The organism is Helicobacter pylori, assembly GCF_002832345.1.
GTDB lineage: Bacteria > Campylobacterota > Campylobacteria > Campylobacterales > Helicobacteraceae > Helicobacter > Helicobacter pylori_CP.
The window spans coordinates 18,284-43,110 of the sequence record NZ_PHLZ01000017.1 but is presented as its reverse complement, the minus strand read 5'-3'; the positions used below and the strand labels follow the sequence as shown (position 1 = coordinate 43,110).

Sequence of the window (24,827 nt, the reverse complement as noted above, 5' to 3'; positions counted from 1 at the left end):
ACTCGTTTAGTGTTTTGATAGGATAGGATTTTTCTGGCTGAGCCAATAGGACTGCCAAAGACGAGATCGGAGGGTTCGTTGGGGTTTTGGTGGAGGGTGATTGTGTAGCGTTGGCTTAAAATGAAATGTAAAATAAATTTTTTTCTAAACCCTTTGCTTTCTCTTTTATCCAAAGGCCACCAATTGGCTAGGGCTATATTTAATGGGGGCTTATGGGTTGTCTCTTCTATTTGGGTGCTGTCTATATAAGCGTCTAACAGGGGCTGAAACATGGCTATCCTTATAGTTTAAAGGAGTATTTTACAAAAAAATTTTTTTAAATCAAAGGCTTGATTAGGGCTAGATTAGGCTCATTGATGCAATGCGTGGCGTGCTGTTTTAAAATTTCTTTAGCGTTGAAAGCGATTTTAATATGGGCATGTTTGAACATGCTCAAGTCATTCGCTCCATCGCCCACGACTAGAGTGCGATCTTTACTGATATTTAATAAGCGTTGTAAGGCGAGGAGCATTTCGCCCTTAGAATGTGAAAACATCATATGCCCGGTAACCAAGCCGTTTAAGGCGTTATTTTCCACGATCAGCGTGTTACTGAAAGCCGCATCTAAATGCAATAAATTCCTGTAATGATTGGTCGCTAGATCAAAGCCCCCGCTGAAGCAAACCACTTTGTAATTTTTCTCTTTTAAGGCGTTAATGAGATCAAACGCCCCCTCAAACAAAGGCAGACTTTCACAAACTTCTTTGGCTAGTTTTAAGGGCATGTTTTTGAGTTTAGAAACCCTTAAAATAAGACTTTTATAAAAATCTGTCTCGCCATTCATAGCTTTCAAAGTGATCTCTCTCACTTCATCAAACACCCCCCACGCTCTCGCTAAAGACTCAATCGTCTCAGCATTGACTAGCGTGGAGTCAAAATCAAAAACGGCTAGTTTTTGCACCCAATACCCTAAAATTAAGATTTCCTGCTTTTAGCGATCCCTTTGACATACTGATCAGCCAAATACAAGCCATGGTTTTCATTACCAATCAACTCAATTTTATCCAAAATATCCTTGAAAAGCACTTCTTCTTCATGCTGTTCAGCCACATACCATTGCAAGAAATTGAAAGTCGCATGATCTTTGCTTTTTATGGCGTGATCGACGATATTATTAATAGACTCGCTGATGTGTTGCTCATGTTCATAGGCTTTTTGGAAAATTTGAGTCAAACCTTCAAACTTATGCTCAGGCGCACTGATACTGGTCAATTGCACAGGCACATTGTTTTCATTCAAGAAAACGATAAGCTTTTTGGCATGCTCGTATTCTTCAGCCGCATGGTCAAACAAGAAAAGCCCCGCGCCATCTAAGCTATGGGTATAGCACCAAGAACTCATGCTCATATACAAGTTGGAAGAGTTCATTTCCTTATTCACTTGTTCGTTTAGCAACTTAATGATGTCTTTTGATAACATAGTATCTCCTTTGTGTTGGTTTAAGTTGTCCCATAATTATAGCATAAATGATAATGAAAAAGTAAACAAGAGTATGAAAATTTTTAAAAATTTATAAAAATAAGAAAGAACACCAGCCAATGGCTTGATAAAGCTTAGATTTTATCATAAAAATCTATTTAATGAGAATTAGGTCAAAAAAGGGCTGGTATCAATAGGGGGGGGATTAAAAGGGATATTTTTATATAATAAATATATAAAAAGCATTCTTCAATCTAAAAATGCTATAATGTTTATCTTTAAAATGAAAGGCAATTTAACCATGGACTTTTTGGAAAAAGTATTAGACAATCAAGTTACTGAAAGTAAAGAATTAGTGAAGCTTTATGATTATGATTTATACACGCTAGGGGAAGTAGCGGATCACATGCGCCAAAACATGCACCAAAAAATCGTGTATTTTAATGTGAATAGGCATTTAAACCCTAGCAATATTTGCACGGACGCTTGCAAATTTTGCGCTTTTTCAGCCCACAGAAAAAACCCTAACCCTTATGAAATGAGCTTAGAAGAAATCCTAGAAAAGGTTAAAAATTCCTACAACAAGGGGATTAAAGAAGTCCATATCGTGAGCGCTCATAACCCTAATTACTCTTATGAATGGTATTTAAAGGTGTTTGAAACCATCAAACAAGAAATGCCTAACTTGCACTTAAAGGCCATGACCGCCGCAGAAGTGCATTTTTTAAGTGTTAAATTCAACAAACCTTTTGAATTGGTGCTAGAAGACATGCTCAAAGCCGGGGTGGATTCCATGCCGGGTGGGGGGGCTGAGATTTTTGATGAAGAAGTTAGGCGTAAAATCTGTAATGGTAAGGTGGGATCTTCTCGGTGGTTAGAAATCCATGCTTATTGGCACAAATTAGGCAAAATGAGTAACGCTACCATGCTTTTTGGGCATATTGAAAATAAAATCCATCGCATCGATCACATGTTAAGAATCAAAAAAATCCAAAGCCCTAAAAATAAAGTAGAAAATAAAGAAGGGGGCTTTAACGCTTTTATCCCTTTGTTGTATCAAAAAGAAAACAATTATTTGAAAGTGGAAAAATCCCCTAGTGCGATAGAAATCTTAAAAACCATCGCTATATCTCGCATTCTTTTAAACAATGTCCCTCACATTAAAGCTTATTGGGCGACTTTGGGCTTGAATTTGGCTTTAGTGGCTCAAGAATTTGGCGCTAACGATTTAGACGGCACGATAGAAATAGAGAGCATTCAAAGCGCGGCTGGCGCGAAGAGCCGGCATGGTTTAGAAAAAGAAGATTTGGTATTTAAAATCAAGGATGCTGGTTTTGTTGCGGTAGAAAGGGATAGTTTGTATAATTTTATACAGAAATTTTAATAATTTTTAGCGTTTTTAAGAATGATTAGTTATAATAATGCTACTAACAACACTCAAGCTAAAATCTATTAAGGAAATCAGTATTAAAAAATTTATTCTATCTTCTCTTGTTTTCGCATGTATCAATACCAGCGTTGAAGCTTTAGAAAATGACGGCTCTAAACCAAACGATTTGACTCCACCAAAAGAAGCCTCTCAAGAATCTCAAAGAAATGAGGCTCCAAAAAATGAAGCTCAAAGAAATGAAGCTCAAAAAGAAACCCCTCAATCAAGTCAAACGCCTAAAGAAATGAAAGTCAAGTCCATTTCGTATATCGGGCTTTCTTACATGTCTGACATGCTCGCTAATGAGATTGTAAAGATTCGTGTGGGCGATATTGTGGATTCTAAAAAAATAGACACCGCTGTTTTGGCTTTGTTCAATCAAGGGTATTTTAAAGACGTTTATGCCACTTTTGAAAGCGGCATATTAGAATTTCATTTTGATGAAAAAGCCAGAATTGCCGGGGTAGAAATCAAGGGTTATGGGACTGAAAAGGAAAAAGGCGAATTAAAATCCCAAATGGGGATCAAAAAGGGCGACACCTTTGATGAGCAAAAATTAGAACATGCTAAAACGGCTTTAAAAACAGCTTTAGAGGGGCAGGGCTATTATGGGAGCGTGGTGGAGGTGCGCACAGAAAAGGTCAGTGAGGGCGCGTTATTAATCGTGTTTGATGTGAATAGGGGGGATAGTATTTATATCAAACAATCCATTTATGAGGGAAGCGCGAAATTAAAACGCCGCATGATTGAATCTTTGAGTGCGAACAAGCAACGAGATTTCATGGGCTGGATGTGGGGCTTGAATGATGGGAAATTGCGTTTAGATCAATTAGAATACGATTCTTTGCGTATCCAAGACGTGTATATGCGTAGGGGTTATTTGGACGCTCACATTTCTTCGCCTTTTTTGAAAACGGATTTTTCTACCCATGATGCTAAGCTTCATTATAAAGTCAAAGAGGGGATCCAATACAGGATTTCAGACATTTTAATAGAGATTGACAACCCGGTAGTCCCCTTAAAAACCTTAGAAAAAGCGCTTAAAGTTAAAAGAAAAGATGTCTTTAATATTGAACATTTAAGAGCGGATGCGCAAATTTTAAAAACCGAAATTGCTGATAAGGGTTATGCGTTTGCGGTGGTGAAGCCAGACTTGGATAAAGATGAAAAAAACGGGCTTGTGAAAGTCATTTATCGTATTGAAGTGGGCGATATGGTGTATATCAATGATATCATCATTTCAGGGAACCAACGCACGAGCGATAGGATCATTAGAAGGGAATTGTTACTAGGGCCTAAAGATAAATACAACTTGACCAAACTGAGAAATTCCGAAAATTCTTTGAGGCGTTTAGGATTCTTCTCTAAAGTCAAAATTGAAGAAAAAAGGGTTAATAGCTCACTCATGGATTTGTTAGTGAGCGTGGAAGAGGGGCGCACTGGGCAGTTGCAATTTGGGTTAGGCTATGGCTCTTATGGAGGGCTTATGCTTAATGGGAGCGTGAGCGAAAGAAACCTTTTTGGCACAGGCCAAAGCATGAGCTTGTATGCCAACATCGCTACAGGGGGGGGCAGATCTTATCCGGGCATGCCAAGAGGAGCGGGGCGTATGTTTGCGGGGAATTTGAGCTTGACTAATCCAAGGATTTTTGACAGCTGGTATAGCTCTACGATCAATCTTTATGCGGATTATAGGATAAGCTACCAATACATCCAACAAGGCGGGGGCTTTGGGGTGAATGTCGGGCGCATGCTGGGTAACAGAACCCATGTGAGCTTAGGGTATAACTTGAATGTTACCAAGCTCCTTGGTTTCAGCAGCCCTTTATACAACCGCTACTATTCTTCTACCAAGCAAATAATCATCCCCTCTCAGCCTGTGTGTGTGTCTAGTCTTGGTTTATTGTTAGGGCTCCGTCAGGTGCAAAGCTGTTCTACACCCGGATCGACTAGGGTAGGGCAAACGCCACCGGTTACCGGTCTTTGGGATAGGGATTACCATACGCCTATCACTAGCTCTTTCACTCTTGATGTGAGTTATGACAACACTGATGATTATTATTTCCCTAGAAATGGGGTTATCTTTAGCTCCTATGCGACGATGTCTGGTTTGCCAAGCTCTGGCACGCTCAATTCGTGGAACGGGTTAGGCGGGAATGTCCGTAACACCAAAGTCTATGGTAAATTCGCCGCTTACCACCATTTGCAAAAATATTTATTGATAGATTTGATCGCTCGCTTTAAAACGCAAGGGGGCTATATCTTTAGGTATAACACCGAGGATTACTTGCCCCTAAACTCCACTTTCTACATGGGGGGTGTAACCACGGTAAGAGGCTTTAGGAACGGCTCAATCACGCCTAAAGATGAGTTTGGCTTGTGGCTTGGAGGCGATGGGATTTTTACCGCTTCTACTGAATTGAGCTATGGGGTGTTAAAAGCGGCTAAAATGCGTTTAGCGTGGTTTTTTGACTTTGGTTTCTTAACCTTTAAAACCCCAACTAGGGGGAGTTTCTTCTATAACGCTCCCACCACGACAGCGAATTTTAAAGATTATGGCGTTATAGGGGCTGGGTTTGAAAGAGCGACTTGGAGGGCTTCTACAGGCTTACAGATTGAATGGATTTCGCCCATGGGGCCTTTGGTGCTCATATTCCCTATAGCGTTTTTCAACCAATGGGGGAATGGCAATGGCAAGAACTGTAAAGGGCTATGCTTCAACCCTAACATGGACGATTACACGCAACACTTTGAATTTTCTATGGGAACAAGGTTTTAAAATGCGCACCAACAGAGAAGAAATTTTGGATTTAATGAAAAACGCACCCTTGAAAGAATTAGGGCAAAGGGCTTTAAAAATAAAGCAACGCTTGCACCCTGAAAACTTGACGACTTTTATTGTGGATAGGAATATCAATTACACCAATATTTGTTTTGTGGATTGCAAGTTTTGCGCGTTCAAACGCACCCTAAAAGAAAAAGACGCCTATGTGTTGAGCTATGAAGAAATTGATCAAAAGATTGAAGAATTGCTCGCTATTGGTGGCACGCAGATCCTTTTTCAAGGGGGGGTGCACCCGCAGCTCAAAATAGACTATTATGAAAATTTAGTCAGCCATATCGCCCAAAAATTCCCCACCATTACCATTCATGGTTTTAGCGCGGTTGAAATTGATTACATTTCTAAAATCTCTAAATTGTCTTTAAAAGAAGTTTTAGAAAGGTTGAAAGACGCCGGGTTAAGCTCCATTCCAGGAGCGGGAGCAGAAATATTAAGCGATAGGGTGCGCGATGTCATCGCTCCTAAAAAATTGAGCAGTGATCGGTGGATTGAAGTGCATAGAATGGCACACCTTTGCGGGATTAAAAGCACGGCTACCATGATGTTTGGGAGCGTGGATAATGAAGAAGATGTAATAGAGCATTTACAAAGGGTGCGCGATTTGCAAGATGAAACCGGCGGCTTTAGGGCTTTTATTTTATGGAGTTTTCAGCCCAACAACACCCCCTTAAAAGAAGAAATCCCAAGCATTAAAAAAGCGAGTTCCAATCGGTATTTACGCTATTTGGCATGCAGTAGGATTTTTTTGGATAACATTCAAAACATACAAAGCTCATGGGTTACTCAAGGCTCTATGATAGGGCAGTTAGCCTTATTATTTGGAGCGAATGATTTAGGGAGTGTGATGATGGAAGAAAATGTAGTGAAAGCAGCCGGGACGAGTTTTTGCATGAATGAAGCGGAAATGATAGAGCTTATTGAAGACATTGGGAGCGTGGCGGCTAAACGAAACACCGCTTATGAAATTTTAAAGCGTTATCCGGCTAAAGCAAAGGTATAAAGAGCATGAAAAAATTTTTAATCACTTTATTATTAGGAGTTTTTATGGGGTTACAAGCGAGTGCTTTGACACACCAAGAAATCAATCAAGCTAAAGTCCCTGTGATTTATGAAGAAAACCATTTATTGCCTATGGGGTTTATCCATTTAGCTTTTAGAGGGGGTGGGAGCTTAAGCGATAAAAACCAGTTGGGTTTGGCGAAATTGTTCGCGCAAGTTTTAAACGAAGGCACTAAAGAGCTTGGCGCGGTGGGGTTTGCGCAACTTTTAGAGCAAAAAGCGATCAGTTTGAATGTGGATACCAGCACAGAAGATTTGCAAATCACTTTAGAATTTTTAAAAGAATACGAAGATGAAGCCATAACGCGCTTAAAAGAGCTTTTAAAATCCCCTAACTTCACTCAAAACGCTTTAGAAAAAGTCAAAACCCAAATGTTAGCCGCGCTTTTACAAAAAGAAAGCGATTTTGATTATTTGGCTAAATTGACTTTAAAGCAAGAACTTTTTGCTAACACCCCTTTAGCTAATGCGGCTTTAGGCACTAAAGAGAGTATTCAAAAAATCAAGCTAGAGGATTTGAAACAGCAATTTTCTAAGGTCTTTGAACTCAATAAACTCGTGGTGGTGCTTGGGGGCGATTTGAAAATCGATCAAACCCTTAAGCGTTTAGATAACGCTCTTAATTTCTTGCCGCAAGGTAAAGCGTATGAAGAGCCTTATTTTGAAACGAGCGATAAAAAAAGCGAAAAAGTCCTCTATAAAGACACTGAGCAGGCTTTCGTGTATTTTGGCGCGCCCTTTAAAATCAAGGATTTAAAACAGGATTTAGCGAAATCTAAAGTCATGATGTTTGTGCTTGGGGGAGGGTTTGGCTCTCGTTTGATGGAAAAAATCAGAGTTCAAGAGGGCTTAGCTTATAGCGTGTATATCCGCTCTAATTTTTCTAAAGTGGCGCATTTTGCGAGCGGGTATTTGCAAACCAAGCTCAGCACTCAAGCTAAAAGCGTTGCTTTAGTTAAAAAAATAGTCAAAGAATTTATAGAAAAAGGCATGACGCAACAAGAATTAGACGACGCTAAAAAGTTTTTACTAGGCTCTGAGCCTTTAAGGAATGAAACGATCTCTAGCCGCTTGAACACCACTTACAATTATTTTTATTTAGGTTTGCCTTTAAATTTCAACCAAACGCTCTTGGATCAAATCCAAAAAATGAGTTTGAAAGAAATCAATGATTTCATTAAAGCACACACCGAAATCAACGACTTGACTTTTGCCATTGTGAGCAATAAAAAGAAGGACAAATAATGCCATTTGAAGCTGTAATCGGGCTAGAAGTCCATGTCCAACTCAACACCAAAACCAAAATCTTTTGCTCTTGTTCTACAAGCTTTGGAGAAACCCCCAATTCTAACACCTGCCCTGTGTGTTTGGGCTTACCGGGAGCTTTGCCGGTATTGAATAAAGAAGTGGTTAAAAAAGCCATCCAATTAGGCACAGCCATTGAAGCCAATATCAACCAGTATTCCATTTTTGCGAGGAAAAATTACTTTTACCCTGATTTGCCTAAGGCTTATCAAATTTCGCAGTTTGAAGTCCCCATTGTGAGCGATGGGAAATTAGAGATTGACACTAAAAAAGGCGCAAAAATCGTGCGTATTGAAAGAGCCCACATGGAAGAAGACGCTGGTAAAAATATCCATGAGGGCAGTTGTTCTTTAGTGGATTTGAACCGCGCTTGCACCCCTTTATTAGAAATTGTCAGTAAGCCGGACATGCGAAATAGTGAAGAAGCCATAGCGTATTTGAAAAAGCTCCATGCTATCGTGCGTTTTATAGGGATTTCTGATGCGAACATGCAAGAGGGGAATTTCAGGTGCGATGCGAACGTATCCATCAGGCCCAAAGGCGATGAAAAGCTTTACACGAGGGTGGAGATTAAAAACCTAAATAGCTTTAGATTCATCGCTAAAGCGATTGAATACGAGATAGAGCGCCAAAGCGCGGCGTGGGAAAGCGGGCGTTATAACGAAGAGGTGGTTCAAGAAACGCGCCTTTTTGACACCGCCAAAGGGATCACCCTTTCTATGCGCAATAAAGAAGAATCGGCGGATTACCGCTATTTTAAAGATCCGGATTTGTATCCTGTTTTTATTGATGAGAAGCTTTTAAAAGAAGCTCAAAAGATCAATGAATTGCCTAGCGCGAAAAAAATCCGCTACATGAAAGATTTTAACCTTAAAGAAGACGATGCGAATTTATTGGTGAGCGATCCTTTATTGGCGGAGTATTTTGAAAGCATGCTCAATCTTGGGGTTAAGGCTAAAACGAGCGTAACATGGCTTTGCGTGGAATTATTAGGGCGCTTGAAAGCCGAAACCACTTTAGAAAATTGCGGAGTTAGCGCTCATATGTTAGGCATTTTATCCAAACGCATTGATGAGGGCAAGATTTCAGGTAAGAGCGCTAAAGATGTGTTAGACAAGCTTTTAGAAGAGCAAGGGGGCGATGTGGATGCGCTCATTGAACAAATGGGCTTATCTCAAGTCAATGACACAGAAGCGATTGTTAAAGTGATAGAAGAGGTGCTTAAAAACAACGCTGATAAGGTGCTTGAATACAAAAGCGGTAAGGACAAGCTTTTTGGGTTTTTTGTAGGGCAAGCGATGAAAAATCTAAAAGGCGCTAATCCTAGCGTGGTGAATGCTATTTTGAAAGAGAAATTGGGTTGATGAGGAAAATTTTTTCTTATGTTTTGAAGGCTTTGTTGTTTATTGGGATCGTTTATGCAGAGCCGGAATCTAAAGTGGAAGCCTTAGAAGGGAGGAAGCAAGAGTCTTCTTTGGATAAAAAAATCCGCCAAGAATTAAAGAATAAGGATTTGAAAAATAAAGAATTGAAAAATAAAAAAGAAGAAAAGAAAAACACTGAAGAAAAGAAAGAAACAAAAGCCAAAAGAAAACCCAGAGCAGAAGTCCATCATGGGGATGCCAAAAATCCTACTCAAAAAATAACGCCTTCTAAAATCAAAGAGGGCGCTAAAGGGGTTCAAAATCAAGGCACGCAAAATCAAGGCGTTCAAAATAACGCGCCAAAACTTGAAGAAAAAGAGACAATCTCTCAAACTCTTGAAAAAAATAAAGGAGCAAGCCCTAGCTCTCAATTCAATTCTATTTTTGGTAATCCTAATAACGCTACCAAAAACACACTTGAAGATAAGGTCGTAGGAGGCATTTCTTTGCTCGTTAATGGTTCGCCTATCACGCTGTATCAAATCCAAGAAGAGCAAGAAAAATCTAAAGTGAGCAAAGCTCAAGCCAGGGATCGTTTGATCGCTGAACGCATTAAAAACCAAGAAATTGAACGCTTAAAAATCCATGTAGATGACGACAAGCTAGACCAGGAAATGGCGATGATGGCGCAACAACAAGGCATGGATTTAGACCATTTCAAACAAATGCTTATGGCTGAGGGGCATTATAAACTCTATAGAGATCAGCTTAAGGAGCATTTAGAAATGCAAGAATTGTTGCGTAATATCTTACTCACCAATGTGGATACCAACTCTGAAACCAAAATGCGCGAATATTACAACAAACACAAGGAGCAATTCAGCATCCCCACTGAAATAGAAACCGTGCGCTACACTTCCACCAATCAAGAAGATTTAGAAAGGGCTATGGCAGATCCTAATTTAGAAATTCCAGGGGTGAGTAAGGCTAATGAAAAAATAGAGATGAAAACCCTAAACCCTCAAATCGCTCAAGTCTTTATCTCGCATGAGCAAGGCTCTTTCACGCCCGTTATGAATGGGGGTGGGGGGCAGTTCATCACCTTTTATATCAAGGAAAAAAAAGGTAAAAACGAAGTGAGCTTCAGTCAGGCCAAGCAATTCATCGCTCAAAAATTAGTGGAAGAATCTAAAGATAAGATTTTAGAAGAGCATTTTGAAAAATTGCGCGTTAAGTCTAGGATTGTGATGATTAGAGAGTGATTTTTAGATTGTGCAACACTTCAATTTCCTCTATAAAGATTCTTTATTTTCTATCGCTTTATTCACTTTCATTATCGCTCTTGTGATTCTATTAGAACAGGCTAGAGCGTATTTCACCCAAAAGAAAAACAAAAAATTTTTACAAAAATTCGCCCAAAATCAAAACGCTTATGCGGGCAGTGAGAATTTAGACGAGCTTTTAAAGCATGCTAAAATTTCCAGTTTGATGTTTTTAGCTAGGGCGTATTCTAAAGCGGATGTACAAATGAGTATTGAAATCTTAAAAGGGCTTTTGAATCGCTCCTTAAAAGATGAAGAAAAAATCGCTGTTTTAGATTTATTAGCCAAAAATTATTTTAGCGTGGGGTATTTGCAAAAAACAAAAGACACCGTGAAAGAAATTCTGCGCTTTTCCCCAAGGAATGTGGAAGCGTTATTGAAACTTTTGCATGCGTATGAATTAGAAAAAGATTATTCAAAGGCTTTAGAAACTTTGGAATGTTTGGAAGAATTGGAAGTGGCGGAAATTGAAACGATTAAAAATTACCTTTATCTCATGCATTTAATAGAGAATAAGGAAGATGCGGCTAAAATCTTGCATGTTTCAAAGGCGTCGTTAGATCTGAAAAAAATCGCCCTAAATCACTTAAAATCGCATGATGAAAATCTTTTTTGGCAAGAAATTGACGCGACCGAGCGTTTAGAAAATATGATCGATCTTTTATGGGATATGAATATCCCTGCTTTTATTTTAGAAAAACACGCCCTTTTGCAAGACATCGCGCGATCCCAAGGGCTGCTTTTGGACAACAAACCTTGCCAAATTTTTGAATTAGAGGTTTTACGCGCTCTATTGCATAGCCCTATGAAAGCGCGTCTGACTTTTGAATACCGTTGCAAGCATTGCAAACAAATCTTTCCTTTTGAAAGCCACAGGTGTCCTGTGTGTTACCAGTTAGCGTTTATGGATATGGTGCTTAAAATTTCTAAAGAAAGCTATGGGAGTGGATTAAATGCAAGAAATTGAAATTTTTTGCGATGGTTCTTCTTTAGGCAATCCTGGGCCAGGCGGGTATGCGGCGATTTTACGCTATAAAGATAAAGAAAAAATTATCAGTGGGGGCGAACATTTCACCACGAATAACCGCATGGAATTAAGAGCGCTCAATGAAGCCTTAAAAATTTTGAAACGCCCATGCCATATCACGCTTTATAGCGATTCGCAATACGTGTGCCAAGCGATCAATGTGTGGCTGATTAACTGGCAAAAAAAGAATTTTTCTAAAGTTAAAAATGTGGATTTATGGAAAGAATTTGTAAAAGTCTCTAAAGGGCATTTGATTGTGGCTGTTTGGATCAAGGGGCATAATGGGCATGCCGAGAATGAACGATGCGACAGCCTCGCTAAATTAGAGGCGCAAAAACGGGTCAAAACGACCACTTAAAGGGAAACATGATGAAAAACAAACGCTCTCAAAATAGCCCTTATGTAACGCCTAATAGCTCTTATCTAACGCTAGAAAAAGCTTTAGGGTATTCTTTTAAAGACAAGCGTTTATTGGAACAAGCCTTAACGCATAAATCATGCAAGCTCGCTTTAAACAATGAGCGCTTGGAATTTTTAGGCGATGCGGTGTTGGGTCTGGTGATAGGAGAGTTGCTATACCATAAATTCTACCAATACGATGAGGGCAAACTCTCTAAATTAAGGGCTTCTATTGTGAGCACGCATGGTTTTACTAAATTAGCGAAAGCGATTGCTTTACAAGATTATTTGCGCGTCTCTTCTTCTGAAGAAATTTCTAATGGGAGGGAAAAACCCTCTATTCTGTCAAGCGCTTTTGAGGCTTTAATGGCCGGGGTGTATTTAGAAGCAGGGTTAGCTAAGGTGCGTAAAATCATACAAAAATTACTCAATCGCGCTTACAAGCGTTTGGATTTGGAGCATTTGTTTATGGACTATAAAACCGCTTTGCAGGAATTGACCCAAGCGCAATTTTGCGTGATCCCTTCGTACCAATTACTCCAAGAAAAAGGCCCCGATCACCATAAAGAATTTGAAATGGCTCTATACATTCAAGATAAAATGTATGCGACCGCTAAAGGCAAAAGCAAAAAAGAAGCCGAACAGCAATGCGCTTATCAAGCGCTGCAAAAACTGAAGGAAGCAAAATGAACACTTTGGGGCGTTTTTTAAGGCTCACGACTTTTGGGGAATCGCATGGGGATATGATAGGGGGGGTATTAGACGGCATGCCTAGCGGGATTAAAATAGACTATGTGCTATTAGAAAATGAAATGAAGCGCCGCCAAGGGGGGAGGAATGTTTTCACCACGCCACGAAAAGAAGACGATAAAGTGGAAATAACAAGCGGGGTTTTTGAAGATTTTAGCACAGGGACGCCCATAGGGTTTTTAATCCACAACCAAAGGGCTAGGAGCAGGGATTACGATAACATTAAAAACCTTTTCAGGCCTAGCCATGCGGATTTCACTTATTTTCATAAATACGGCATCAGAGATTTTAGGGGTGGGGGGAGGAGTTCGGCCAGAGAGAGCGCTATAAGAGTGGCTGCTGGGGCGTTTGCTAAAATGCTTTTAAGAGAAATTGGTATTGTTTGTGAAAGCGGGATTATTGAAATTGGGGGCATTGAAGCCAAAAATTACGATTTCAATCACGCCTTAAAAAGCGAGATTTTTGCCCTAGACAAAGATCAAGAAGAAGCTCAAAAAACAGCCATTCAAAACGCTATCAAAAACCACGATAGCATAGGGGGCGTGGCTTTGATTAGAGCGAGGAGCGCAAAAACCAATCAAAAACTCCCCATTGGTTTAGGTCAAGGGCTATACGCTAAATTAGACGCTAAAATCGCTGAAGCGATGATGGGGCTTAACGGGGTGAAAGCGGTTGAAATAGGCAAGGGGGTAGAAAGCTCTTTATTAAAAGGCTCAGAGTATAACGATTTAATGAGTCAAAAAGGGTTTTTGAGCAATCGTAGCGGAGGGGTTTTAGGGGGCATGAGCAATGGGGAAGAAATTATTGTTAAGGTGCATTTCAAACCCACGCCAAGCATTTTCCAACCTCAACAAACCATAGACATTAACAATAATGAATGCGAATGCTTGTTAAAGGGTAGGCATGATCCTTGCATTGCGATTAGAGGGAGCGTGGTGTGCGAGAGTTTGTTAGCGTTGGTGTTAGCCGATATGGTATTACTCAATTTGACTTCAAAAATAGAGTATTTAAAAACGATTTATAATGAGAATTAAACGAAATTGGATACAATCAGCTTAAAAAGGATATAAATGGAAAAATTACCTAAAAAACGAGTTTCTAAAACCAAATCGCAAAAACTTATCCATAGCCTAACCACCCAAAAAAACAGAGCCTTTCTCAAAAAAATCAGCGCTAATGAAATGCTTTTAGAGTTAGAAAAAGGGGCGTTTAAAAAAAATGAAGCTTACTTTATTTCTGATGAAGAAGATAAAAATTATGTTTTAGTGCCGGACAATGTGATCTCTCTTTTGGCAGAAAACGCCAGAAAGGCTTTTGAAGCCAGGCTTAGGGCGGAATTAGAAAGGGATATTATCACCCAAGCGCCGATTGATTTTGAAGACGTGCGCGAAGTTTCTTTGCAATTGTTAGAAAATTTACGCCAAAAAGATGGGAATTTGCCCAATATCAACACCTTAAACTTTGTCAAACAAATCAAAAAAGAACACCCGAATTTATTTTTTAATTTTGACAACATGTTCAAACAACCCCCTTTTAATGAAAATCATTTTGAAAATTTTGACAATAGCGATGAGGAAAATTTTTAATGCAAACCATTGATTTTGAAAAATTTTCACAATACTCCAAGCCCGGCCCACGATACACCAGCTACCCCACAGCGGTGGAGTTTAAAGAAAATTTTAATGAAGAGAGCTTGAAAACGGCGTTTTTTAACCATGATAATCTCAAAAACCCCATGCCTTTATCGCTTTATACGCATTTGCCCTTTTGCAGGAGCGCGTGTTATTTTTGCGCTTGTTCAGTCATTTACACCAGTTTAGAAGAGAAAAAAACCCGCTATATCAGCTACCTTAAAAAAGAACTCGCCCTTTTAAAAAACGCCATGAATACCAACAGAGAAGTGGCGCAATTCCACTATGGAGGCGGCACGCCGACCTTTTTTTCGCCCATTCAATTAGATGAAATCACGCAAAGCATTCAAGAAGTTTTCCCTAATTTCAGCAAAGATATTGAAATGAGTTGCGAGATTGATCCTAGGCATTTCACTAAAGAACACATGCAAACCTTGTTTGATAGGGGGTTTAACCGCTTGAGTTTTGGGGTGCAGGATTTTGATTTTGAAGTCCAAAAAGCCATTCATAGGATCCAACCTTTTGAAATGGTTCAAGAATCCGTGAAGCTCGCTAGAGATTACGGCATCAAATCCATTAATTTTGATTTGATTTATGGCTTACCCAACCAGACTAAAGAGGGTTTTTTAAAAACTTTGGAATGGGTTTTGAAACTGGATCCGGACCGATTAGCGGTGTTTAATTACGCGCATGTGCCTTGGGTGAAAAAAACGATGCGTAAAATTGATGAAACCTTATTGCCAAGCCCTAGAGACAAGCTAGAGATTTTAGAATCCCTCATCAGTTTTTTAGAAAAAGCCAACTACCAAATGATAGGCATGGATCATTTCGCTAAAAGCGATAATGAATTGTATCTGGCCCTTCAAAAAGCGGAATTGCGCCGTAATTTTCAAGGCTATACCACGAAAAAATTCACTCAAACCATTGGCATTGGCGTTACGAGCATTGGCGAAGGGAGCGATTATTACACGCAAAATTATAAAGACTTGCACCACTATGAAAAAGCCCTTGATTTGGGGCATTTACCGGTAGAAAGGGGTGTAGCGCTCAGCCAAGAAGATGCGTTGAGAAAGGAAGTCATCATGCACATGATGAGTAATTTAAAATTGGATTACTCTAAGATTGAAGAAAAATTTTCTATTGATTTTAAAGCGCATTTTAAAAAAGAATTAGAAAAATTAAAGCCTTATGAAGAAGCGGGCTTGCTTTCTTTCAACCCTAAAGGCTTTGAGATGACAAAAACAGGGGGCATGCTCGTAAGAAACATGGCCATGGAGTTTGACGCGTATTTGCGTGGGGGCGAAAAACATTTCAGTAAAACGCTATGAATGAAAATATTAATGAAAATATTTTTGAAGAAGTAGGGGACGCTTGCGTTAAATGCGCTAAATGCGTGCCAGGTTGCACGATATATCGCATTCATAAAGACGAGGCGACTTCGCCTAGGGGCTTTTTAGATTTGATGCGCTTAAACGCTCAAAACAAGCTCCAATTAGACGCAAATTTAAAACATCTTTTAGAAACTTGTTTTTTATGCACCACTTGCGTAGAAACCTGCCCCTTTCATTTGCCCATAGACACTTTAATAGAAAAAGCCAGAGAAAAAATCGCTCAAAAGCATGGCATCGCTTGGTATAAAAAATCCTATTTTTCCCTTTTAAAAAACCGCAAAAAAATGGATAGAGTGTTTTCGGTGGCGCATTTTTTAGCCCCTTGTATCTTCAAGCAAGTAGGCAATGATAGCTTAGAGCCTAGAGTGGCGTTTAAAGGCTTGTTCAAACGCTTTAAAAAAAGCGCTCTGCCTCCTTTAAATCAAAAAAGTTTTTTACAAAAGCATGCAAGAATGAAGCCTTTAGAAAACCCCATTCAAAAAGTGGCGGTTTTTATAGGGTGCTTGAGCAATTACCATTACCAGCAAGTGGGGGAAAGCTTGTTGTATATTTTAGAAAAGCTCAACATTCAAGCGATCGTTCCTAAGCAAGAATGCTGTTCAGCGCCTGCGTATTTTACCGGCGATAAAGACACCACGCTTTTTTTAGTGAAAAAAAACATAGAATGGTTTGAAAGCTATTTAGAGGAAGTGGATGCGATCATTGTGCCTGAAGCCACATGCGCTAGCATGCTCATTAACGATTATTACAAGGTGTTTTTAGGCGAAAAAGATAAGGATTTGTATGTGAAGCGCTTGGAAAAAATCACGCCTAAAATCTATCTTGCGAGCGTGTTTTTAGAGAAACACACCCCTTTAAAAAGTCTTTTAGAAAAAATCCCTAAAGGGAAAAAAGAGGCTATCACCTATCATAACCCTTGCCATGCCAAAAAAACCCTAAACGCTCACAAAGAAGTGCGCAACTTGCTCCATTCGCATTATGAAATTAAAGAAATGCCGGACAATTGCTGCGGTTTTGGGGGGATTACGATGCAAACCGAAAAGGCGGAGTTTTCTCTAAAAGTGGGGCTTCTTAGGGCTAAAGAAATCATAGACACCAAAGCTAGAATTTTGAGCGCAGAATGTGGGGCATGCCACATGCAGCTTAACAACGCTTTAAAGTCTTTAGATGATCCTAACACCCCCTCTTTTTCACACCCTTTAGAACTCATCGCTAAAGCTTTAAAAAGCACTGAATAGAGGTTAAAAAGCGCTTAAAGGCATTTTTAACAATTAAAATATCAAAGAGCTTGCAAAAAGCAAGCGATAGCTTATTGAAAAAAGCGGTCTTCTTGGGTTAGGGGGTTGTTAAAGGGGGTTAAGGGGGGAATTATTTCAAAATACCCCCCCTATCCCTTAAGAGTTTTACAATAAAATGAAATCTAAAACGATAAAGCAAGTTAATTAAAATCCTATTTTTTTATATAATACAAAACTTTAACACCGCTATTTAAGGAATGTAACATGTCAGAAATCAGCACCTATAAACTCATTAAAGAAAAATTACAAGCCATACCCCCCAACCAAAAAGGGAGCTTGTTTGAAAAAATTTCTAAGCGTTTTTTAATAGAGCATGACAGCGCTAACGAATACGAGTCTATTCAGCTTTGGAGCGAGTGGGAAGGAAGGGGGAAGGAAGGCGATAGGGGGATTGATATAGTCATTCAAACGACTTCAAAAGAATACATCGCCGTGCAATGCAAATACCATCAAAACAACATCTCGCTTAACGACATTGCGACTTTTTTAACCCAATTGCAAAGCGGGGTAGGGGAGGTTAGGTTTAAAAAAGGGATCATCATTTCCACTTCTAACTTAAGCTCTAACGCTCTTAAAGCCATTGAACAAATCAGAAGCAACGGAATGGGTATTGATATTGATGAAATCACTGAAGAGGATTTTATCTATTCTCAGATTGATTGGGAAAAGTTGGATACCACGCAAAGCGAACTCCCCTTATGCGATAAGAAAAAGCCACGCCCTCACCAAACAGAAGCGATAAACGCCACTAAAGAGTATTTTTCTGACCCTAAAAACACTAGAGGCAAGCTCATTATGGCATGCGGGACAGGCAAAACCTACACTTCTTTAAAAATCATGGAAGCTTTAGATCCCAAGATCACGCTTTTTTTAGCGCCAAGCATCGCTTTGCTTTCTCAAACTTTTAGAGAATACGCGCAAGAAAAAAGCGAGCCTTTTTACGCTTCTATCGTGTGCAGCGATGATAAAGTCGGGAAAGGTAAGAAAAATAAAAACGATGATAACAGCGATGATATCAATTTTTCTGAGCTCCCCTTAAAGCCCTCCACCCGCCTTGAAGACATTTTAAGCGTTCACAAAAAAGCACAAAAAGAAAACAAGCGCTTCATTATTTTTTCAACCTATCAAAGCGCGTTGCGTATCCAAGAAGCGCAAAGAATGGGTTTGGGCGAAATCGATCTCATCATTTGCGATGAAGCCCACAGAACGGTAGGGGCTATGTATTCTAGTAATGAAAGGGACGATAAAAACGCTTTCACGCTTTGCCATAGCGATGAACATATCCAAGCGAAAAAACGCCTGTATATGACCGCCACGCCTAAAGTTTATAGCGAAAGCTCTAAAGCTAAAGCCAAAGAGAAAGATAATGTTATCTATTCTATGGACGATGAAGAGATTTTTGGCGAAGAAATCTATACGCTCAATTTTTCACAAGCGATCGCTTTGGATCTCCTAACCGATTATAAAGTCATCATTTTAGCGGTGCGAAAAGAAAATTTAAGCGGCGTTACTAACAGCGTGAATAAGAAAATCAGCCAGCTCAAAGCCGAAGGCACTAAATTAGATAAAAAGCTCATCAATAACGAATTTGTTTGTAAGATTGTCGGCACTCATAAAGGGTTAGCCAAGCAGGATCTAATCGTTTTAGATGGTGAAAACAAAGAAGATCACAACTTGCAAAACCAATACGACACCGCTCCTTCTCAAAGAGCCATAAACTTTTGTAAAAGCATTAACACGAGCAAGAACATTAAAGACTCCTTTGAAACGATTATGGAATGCTATGATGAAGAGTTGAAGAAAAAGAGTTTTAAAAACCTGCAAATCAGCATCGATCACATTGATGGCACCATGAATTGTAAGGTCAGGCTTGAAAAATTAGAAGAACTCAATCAATTCCAACCTAACACTTGTAAGGTTTTAAGTAACGCTAGGTGTTTGAGTGAAGGGGTGGATGTCCCAGCGTTGGATAGCGTTATCTTTTTTGATGGCAAGAGCGCTATGGTGGATATTATCCAAGCGGTGGGTAGGGTGATGCGCAAAGCCAAACGCAAGAAAAGAGGCTATATCATTTTGCCTATCGCTTTAGAAGAGAGTGAGATCCAAAACCTCGATGAAGCCGTCAATAACACCAATTTCAAAAACATTTGGAAAGTGATAAAAGCCTTAAGAAGCCATGACCCAAGCTTGGTTGATGAAGCCACTTTTAAAGAAAAAATCAAAATCTTTGGGAGCAACGATGAAACCAACCAAGACGATGAAGAGGTGTGCGATGAAAAGCCGCAAAAAGATAAAACAGAGCAAGATCCCAAACAAGCCCAAAAAACCCTTTTTGACGCTATCTTATTGCAAGATCTAGCGGACGCTGTGTATAATGTCATGCCCACTAAATTAGGGGATAGGAATTATTGGGAAAATTTCACTAAAAAAACGGGCAATATCGCAAAGACCTTGAACAACCGCCTAAAAATGATTTTTGAAAAAAACCCTGAAATTTTTTCCGACTTTTTGGATTCTTTAAGAGGCAATATCCATCAAAACATCAAAGAAGATGAAGCCTTGGATATGATCACTTCCCACATCATCACTAAGCCCATTTTTGATGCGCTTTTTGGGGACAATATCCAAAACCCTATCGCAAAAGCGTTGGATAAAATGGTTCAAAAACTCTCCACTCTGGGATTACAAGGGGAAACTAAAGATCTTAAAAACCTCTATGAAAGCGTGAAAACCGAAGCCTTGCACGCCAAAAGCCAAAAAAGCCAACAAGAACTCATTAAAAACCTCTACAACACTTTCTTTAAAGTAGCCTTTAAAAAGCAAAGTGAAAAACTAGGGATCGTTTATACGCCCATAGAGGTGGTGGATTTCATTTTAAGAGCCACTAACGGCATTTTGAAAAAGCATTTCAACACGGATTTTAACGATCAAAACATCACGATTTTTGATCCTTTCACTGGCACCGGGAGTTTTATCGCTCGTTTGCTTTCTAAAGAAAACGCGCTCATTAGCGATGAAGCCTTAAAAGAAAAATTTCAAAAAAATTTATTCGCTTTTGACATCGTGCTTTTATCTTATTACATCGCTTTAATCAATATCACTCAAGCCGCGCAAAATAGGGACAGCTCGTTAAAAAATTTCAAAAACATCGCGCTCACGGACAGCTTGGATTATTTGGAGGAAAAAACAAATAAAGGGGCGCTCCCTTTATATGAAGATTTGAAAGAAAACAAAGACATCAAAGACACTATAGAAAAGCAAAACATTAGAGTCATCATCGGCAACCCGCCTTATTCAGCCGGTGCAAAGAGCGAAAACGATAACAACCAAAACCTTTCACACCCTAAGCTTGAAAAAAGGGTTACTGAAAAATACGGAAAAAATTCCAGTGCTAAAAATGGGAACACCACACGAGACACGCTCATTCACAGCATTTATCTATCTAGCGAGCTTTTAAAAGATAGGGGGGTGCTAGGCTTTGTGGTGAACGGGAGTTTTATTGACTCTAAAAGCGCGGACAGGTTCAGGAAATGCGTGGCGAAAGATTTTGCGCATCTTTATGTGCTGAATTTGAGGGGGAATGCTAGGACTTCGGGGGAAGAGCGAAAAAAAGAAAGCGATGGAATATTTGATAGCGGATCTAGGGCGACGGTAGCGATTATCTTTTTTGTGAAAGACAATAGCGTTACCAACAACACAATCCATTACTACGATATTGGGGATTATTTGAAAAGAGAAGCCAAACTCAACTTGCTCGCCAATTTTGAAAATTTGGAATCGGTGCCTTTTAAGGAAATTACCCCGAATGCTAAAGGCGATTGGATCAACCAAAGGAATGAAGAATTTGAAAAACTCATCCCTTTAAAAAGAGACAAAAAACTCCAAAACGACAGCATTTTTGACATCAATTCTGGCGACGTGGTGATCGGGCGTGATCCTTGGGTGTATAACTTTTCTCAAAAAACTTTAATGCAATCGGTGCAAAACTGCATTGAAACTTATAACGCTGATTTGAAGCGCTTCAATGAGCGTTTCAGGGAAGCTTTCAAACAACGCACCAAAGGCGTTAAAAAAGCCGATCTCTATAAACACCTAAACGATAGAGAAATCACCACCGATAAAACGAAAATCGCTTGGGTTCAAAATCTTAAAACGCAACTGATAAAAGGGAAAAAGCTTGATGATTTCTCGCAAGAAAAAATCTCTGTTAGTTTGTATCGCCCTTTTAATAAACAATATTTTTACTACGAGCGAGAGCTTGCTTGGAGTTTTTACTCAATGAAAAAAATTTTCCCGGATAAAAGCACTCAGAGAAATGTGGTGATCAATACCGGTGTGGGAAATGGTAAGGATTTTAGCGCTCTTGTAAGCGATTTTATTTCTAGTTGTGATTTGATCTCACACACCCAAGCTTACCCCTTGTATTATTACGATGATCTAGGGAACCGCTATAACGCTATCAGCGGCTATGCGCTCAACCTCTTCAGGAAGCATTATGGAGATGACTCCATCACTGAAGAAGAGATTTTTTATTACATTTATGCGGTTTTACACCATAAAGGCTATTTGGAAAAATACAAAAATTCCCTCGCCAAAGAAGCGCCGCGCATCGCTTTGAGCGAGGATTTTAAAGAACTCTCTATGCTTGGCAAAGAATTAGGAGAGTTGCATTTGAACTATGAGAGCGGGGAAATGCATGAGAGCGTTAAATACACCACACTGATGAACGCCGGAATGGAGGGCTATTATGATGTGGTTAAAATGACAAAAAAAGGGGATAGCATCTTTATAACCAAAACATCACCATCACTAAGATCCCACAAAAAGCCTTTGACTATGTGGTAAATGGCAAAAGCGCGATTGACTGGGTGATCGAACGCTACCAAAAGACTACCGATAAAGACAGCTTGATTGAAAACAACCCGAATCATTACGCCGGCGGAAAATACGTTTTTGAACTCCTTTGTAGGGTCATCAAACTCTCTGAAAAAAGCGTGGATTTGATTGAAAAGATCAGCATGAAGAGGTTTGAGTGAGCAAAAATAGTATCATAGAAATTAAAGAGCGAGAGATCTTAAAAGAAAAGATTATTGAGCTTCTAAAAAAGAGCAAGGATCAAAATAAGCCTGTCGCTATTGCCATTAATGGGGAGTGGGGGATAGGAAAAACCTATTTATGGAAAAATGAATTAGCTCCACTTATTAAAGACAAGTTTAAAAAAAATCCCATTTACACTTCTGTTTTTGGGAAAAAAGATGAGCAAGCGATCATTGAAGATCTAGTCGCTCAATTTTTAAGCGCTGAAAAACAAAAAACTAATCCAATAAGAAACATCATTAATGGGATACTTTCATTTCTTAGCATGCATTTTGGAGTAAAAATAAATGTTAATGTTGATTTTTTATTCAAAATGCTTAAAAAAGAGCATATGGAAAATACCATTGTGTGCATTGATGAGTTTGAAAGACTATCTGATAAGATCCCAGTGCAAGATATTTTGGGGTTGATTTCTGAACTCAAGGAACATAAGGGGTGTTGTGTTATTGTGATTTGCAATTACTTTAAGCTCTTTACTGATGAGACACAGAAAATATTTAATGTTTATTGTGAAAAAGTTTTTGACAGAATGTTTAACTTTTCTCCTTGTGCAAAAGAACAAATTGAAGTAATGGGTGGTCATCCAATTGAAACTGATTTTGAAGCTTATCCCTATATGAAAGATACTTTCAATATTGATGATAACACAACCAATCTTAGAACATTTCAAAAATTAAATAATATATATGATGAATTGCAACTAAAAAAGTATCCAAATGATGATGAGTTTAAAAAAATATACCAATACTTACTATATTCAATAGTTTATGCATGTTATTTTGATTTATATGATAAATATTATACTTCATTTAATTCATTTCCTATAAAACTTCCTATAGAATTAAAAGGAAATACAATAGATCTTCTCTCTCCAAACTCTACAATCTTTAAAGAAGTGATGGAGCAACAAGCACCAACAATAAAAAATGGTATAGAGAGCATAAAAACAAACGCTTCTTATAATCCAAAAGAACTCCAAAATTGCCTTAAAAACATGACAAATAAAATCATTCAAGATACAAAATACCACAATGATTTTTTAAAAAAGTGTCAAACAAGCAAAGACTTTGAAGAGGCATCAATTGAGTTTTTTCTTGAAAATAAAGACAATCTCAAAGCTTTCCCTTATATTTTTGGTTTTAGAATTCTTAATTATAACTCTCATTTTTCATTAAGGGCAGTTATGGAAAACCATAGAGATGAATGTTTGGAATTAATAGAAAAATGGTATAAAAGCGCATCCCAATACCGCAATGAAAATCAGCAAGATTTGGGGGAATATTTTTGGATCAACGATTACACTTTTAGTTTGCCACTCAACCACACATTTAAACAACTAAAAATTGATCTCCCAAAAGATTTTCTCTTGTATTCATGCAACCACCCACTTTAATTGATTTTCTCAAATTAAAAAACGCATTTTTCCAACTATCCTAAACGACTTATCCCAAAATCCCCCCAAAAACAGAAAAAATCACCGAGCCAAACCGCTAAAACCCCTTAGAAAATTTAAAATTTTAAGTTTTAGGGGTGTTTTTCTTAAGAATTTAGGTTTTTTATAGATTATTATGTTATTATTATACGAAATGTAGACTTTTAGAAGGAAAAATGTTGTATGAAAAAGTTTGTAGTGTTTAAAACGCTCTGTTTATCGGTAGTGTTAGGTCATAGTCTTGTGGCAGCAGAAGGTAGCACAGAAGTGCAAAAACAATTGGAAAAGCCAAAAGAGTATAAAGCAGTGAAAGGCGAGAAAAACGCTTGGTATTTGGGGATTAGCTATCAAGTCGGTCAGGCTTCACAAAGCGTTAAAAACCCCCCAAAGAGTAGCGAATTTAACTACCCTAAGTTCCCTGTGGGTAAAACCGACTATCTGGCCGTTATGCAAGGCTTAGGGCTTACTGTGGGTTATAAGCAGTTTTTCGGGGAGAAGAGATGGTTTGGTGCGCGCTATTACGGCTTTATGGATTATGGGCATGCCGTGTTTGGAGCGAACGCTTTGACATCAGATAACGGTGGGGCATGCAAACTCAATGAGCCATGTGCGACCAAAGTAGGGACAATGGGCAATCTGTCTGACATGTTCACTTATGGTGTGGGTATTGACACTTTATACAATGTCATTAATAAAGAAGATGCGAGTTTTGGTTTCTTTTTTGGGGCTCAAATCGCGGGCAACTCTTGGGGTAATACGACAGGGGCCTTTTTGGAAACTAAAAGCCCTTATAAGCACACTTCCTATAGCCTTGATCCGGCGATTTTCCAGTTCCTTTTTAATTTAGGGATCCGCACCCATATTGGCCAGCATCAAGAATTTGACTTTGGCGTGAAGATTCCTACTATCAATGTTTATTATTTTAACCATGGGAATTTGAGCTTCACTTACCGCCGTCAATACAGCCTTTATGTAGGGTATCGTTACAATTTCTGATTTAAAACGCTTGTTTTTCTCTAATTG

General features: G+C 38.9%; 16 protein-coding genes and 3 pseudogenes. 16 read left to right on the top strand and 3 right to left on the bottom strand.

From position 1 onward, the window contains the following. From CXY28_RS05840 to CXY28_RS05830, 3 genes and pseudogenes are all read right to left on the bottom strand, one after another. A pseudogene (locus CXY28_RS05840) lies at positions 1-272 on the bottom strand (glycosyltransferase family 10 domain-containing protein); the annotation flags it as partial. Between the two features lie 44 nt (positions 273-316). After that, a complete protein-coding gene (serB, locus tag CXY28_RS05835) occupies positions 317-940 on the bottom strand; it encodes a phosphoserine phosphatase SerB (RefSeq protein ID WP_100971954.1) in 624 nt (207 codons plus the stop codon). Between the two features lie 14 nt (positions 941-954). Then, on the bottom strand, positions 955-1,458 hold the full coding sequence (locus CXY28_RS05830; RefSeq protein ID WP_000949206.1) for a ferritin: 504 nt from the start codon (positions 1,456-1,458) through the stop codon (positions 955-957). Between the two features lie 301 nt (positions 1,459-1,759). Between CXY28_RS05830 and mqnE the strand changes: the two genes are divergently transcribed. From mqnE to CXY28_RS05750, 16 genes and pseudogenes are all read left to right on the top strand, one after another. Continuing rightward, entirely contained in the window at positions 1,760-2,842 is a 1,083-nt protein-coding gene (mqnE, locus tag CXY28_RS05825) for an aminofutalosine synthase MqnE (protein WP_100979914.1), read from the top strand. A gap of 37 nt (positions 2,843-2,879) precedes the next feature. Beyond that, on the top strand, positions 2,880-5,666 hold the full coding sequence (gene bamA / locus CXY28_RS05820) for an outer membrane protein assembly factor BamA (RefSeq protein ID WP_198542626.1): 2,787 nt from the start codon (positions 2,880-2,882) through the stop codon (positions 5,664-5,666). A gap of 1 nt (position 5,667) precedes the next feature. Next, positions 5,668-6,729 (top strand): dehypoxanthine futalosine cyclase, encoded by a 1,062-nt coding sequence (locus tag CXY28_RS05815; RefSeq protein WP_015644329.1) that lies wholly within the window; start codon positions 5,668-5,670, stop codon positions 6,727-6,729. A 5-nt stretch (positions 6,730-6,734) separates the two neighbouring features. Then, complete coding sequence (locus CXY28_RS05810; protein WP_100979910.1) at positions 6,735-8,033, top strand: M16 family metallopeptidase; 1,299 nt, start codon at positions 6,735-6,737, stop codon at positions 8,031-8,033. Next, entirely contained in the window at positions 8,033-9,457 is a 1,425-nt protein-coding gene (gene gatB, locus CXY28_RS05805; RefSeq protein WP_198542625.1) for an Asp-tRNA(Asn)/Glu-tRNA(Gln) amidotransferase subunit GatB, read from the top strand. Before CXY28_RS05810 ends, gatB begins: the two co-directional genes overlap by 1 nt. After that, positions 9,457-10,719 carry a SurA N-terminal domain-containing protein gene (locus CXY28_RS05800; protein WP_100979906.1) on the top strand — a complete coding sequence of 421 codons (1,263 nt, stop codon included), beginning with the start codon at positions 9,457-9,459 and terminating at the stop codon, positions 10,717-10,719. Before gatB ends, CXY28_RS05800 begins: the two co-directional genes overlap by 1 nt. A 10-nt stretch (positions 10,720-10,729) precedes the next feature. Next, positions 10,730-11,746, top strand: coding sequence for a tetratricopeptide repeat protein (locus tag CXY28_RS05795; RefSeq protein WP_100979904.1), 1,017 nt, complete (start codon positions 10,730-10,732; stop codon positions 11,744-11,746). Beyond that, positions 11,733-12,201, top strand: a pseudogene (gene rnhA, locus CXY28_RS05790) (ribonuclease HI). Before CXY28_RS05795 ends, rnhA begins: the two are co-directional and overlap by 14 nt. Beyond that, positions 12,176-12,895: a ribonuclease III gene (gene rnc, locus CXY28_RS05785; RefSeq protein ID WP_198513898.1), complete on the top strand. Its 720-nt coding sequence runs from the start codon at positions 12,176-12,178 to the stop codon at positions 12,893-12,895. The pseudogene rnhA and the gene rnc overlap by 26 nt, the downstream one beginning before the upstream one ends. Further along, the gene (gene aroC / locus CXY28_RS05780; protein ID WP_100979902.1) at positions 12,892-13,989 is read left to right on the top strand and encodes a chorismate synthase; all 1,098 of its coding nucleotides are present in this window, start codon (positions 12,892-12,894) and stop codon (positions 13,987-13,989) included. Before rnc ends, aroC begins: the two co-directional genes overlap by 4 nt. 36 nt (positions 13,990-14,025) lie before the next feature. After that, on the top strand, positions 14,026-14,541 hold the full coding sequence (locus CXY28_RS05775; RefSeq protein ID WP_033616962.1) for a DUF2603 domain-containing protein: 516 nt from the start codon (positions 14,026-14,028) through the stop codon (positions 14,539-14,541). Further along, positions 14,541-15,914: an oxygen-independent coproporphyrinogen III oxidase gene (gene hemN / locus CXY28_RS05770; RefSeq protein ID WP_100979900.1), complete on the top strand. Its 1,374-nt coding sequence runs from the start codon at positions 14,541-14,543 to the stop codon at positions 15,912-15,914. Before CXY28_RS05775 ends, hemN begins: the two co-directional genes overlap by 1 nt. Beyond that, positions 15,911-17,215, top strand: coding sequence for a (Fe-S)-binding protein (locus tag CXY28_RS05765; protein ID WP_100979898.1), 1,305 nt, complete (start codon positions 15,911-15,913; stop codon positions 17,213-17,215). The genes hemN and CXY28_RS05765 overlap by 4 nt, the downstream gene beginning before the upstream one ends. A gap of 264 nt (positions 17,216-17,479) precedes the next feature. Further along, positions 17,480-22,311: pseudogene (locus CXY28_RS05760) on the top strand (type ISP restriction/modification enzyme). Next, on the top strand, positions 22,308-23,765 hold the full coding sequence (locus CXY28_RS05755; protein ID WP_100971976.1) for a P-loop NTPase fold protein: 1,458 nt from the start codon (positions 22,308-22,310) through the stop codon (positions 23,763-23,765). The pseudogene CXY28_RS05760 and the gene CXY28_RS05755 overlap by 4 nt, the downstream one beginning before the upstream one ends. A gap of 222 nt (positions 23,766-23,987) precedes the next feature. Further along, positions 23,988-24,800, top strand: a complete 813-nt coding sequence (locus CXY28_RS05750; RefSeq protein WP_100979896.1) for an outer membrane protein — start codon at positions 23,988-23,990, stop codon at positions 24,798-24,800. Positions 24,801-24,827: the final 27 nt, after the last annotated feature.

Excerpts from the sequence above, each read along its gene's own strand:
- hemN (WP_100979900.1), top strand. The coding sequence starts at position 14,541 with ATGCAAACCATTGATTTTGAAAAATTTTCACAATACTCCAAGCCCGGC.
- aroC (WP_100979902.1), top strand. The coding sequence starts at position 12,892 with ATGAACACTTTGGGGCGTTTTTTAAGGCTCACGACTTTTGGGGAATCG.
- rnc (WP_198513898.1), top strand. The coding sequence starts at position 12,176 with ATGAAAAACAAACGCTCTCAAAATAGCCCTTATGTAACGCCTAATAGC.
- mqnE (WP_100979914.1), top strand. The coding sequence starts at position 1,760 with ATGGACTTTTTGGAAAAAGTATTAGACAATCAAGTTACTGAAAGTAAA.
- bamA (WP_198542626.1), top strand. The coding sequence starts at position 2,880 with ATGCTACTAACAACACTCAAGCTAAAATCTATTAAGGAAATCAGTATT.
- CXY28_RS05830 (WP_000949206.1), bottom strand. The coding sequence starts at position 1,458 with ATGTTATCAAAAGACATCATTAAGTTGCTAAACGAACAAGTGAATAAG.
- CXY28_RS05815 (WP_015644329.1), top strand. The coding sequence starts at position 5,668 with ATGCGCACCAACAGAGAAGAAATTTTGGATTTAATGAAAAACGCACCC.
- CXY28_RS05750 (WP_100979896.1), top strand. The coding sequence starts at position 23,988 with ATGAAAAAGTTTGTAGTGTTTAAAACGCTCTGTTTATCGGTAGTGTTA.
- CXY28_RS05775 (WP_033616962.1), top strand. The coding sequence starts at position 14,026 with ATGGAAAAATTACCTAAAAAACGAGTTTCTAAAACCAAATCGCAAAAA.
- CXY28_RS05800 (WP_100979906.1), top strand. The coding sequence starts at position 9,457 with ATGAGGAAAATTTTTTCTTATGTTTTGAAGGCTTTGTTGTTTATTGGG.
- CXY28_RS05765 (WP_100979898.1), top strand. The coding sequence starts at position 15,911 with ATGAATGAAAATATTAATGAAAATATTTTTGAAGAAGTAGGGGACGCT.
- gatB (WP_198542625.1), top strand. The coding sequence starts at position 8,033 with ATGCCATTTGAAGCTGTAATCGGGCTAGAAGTCCATGTCCAACTCAAC.
- CXY28_RS05810 (WP_100979910.1), top strand. The coding sequence starts at position 6,735 with ATGAAAAAATTTTTAATCACTTTATTATTAGGAGTTTTTATGGGGTTA.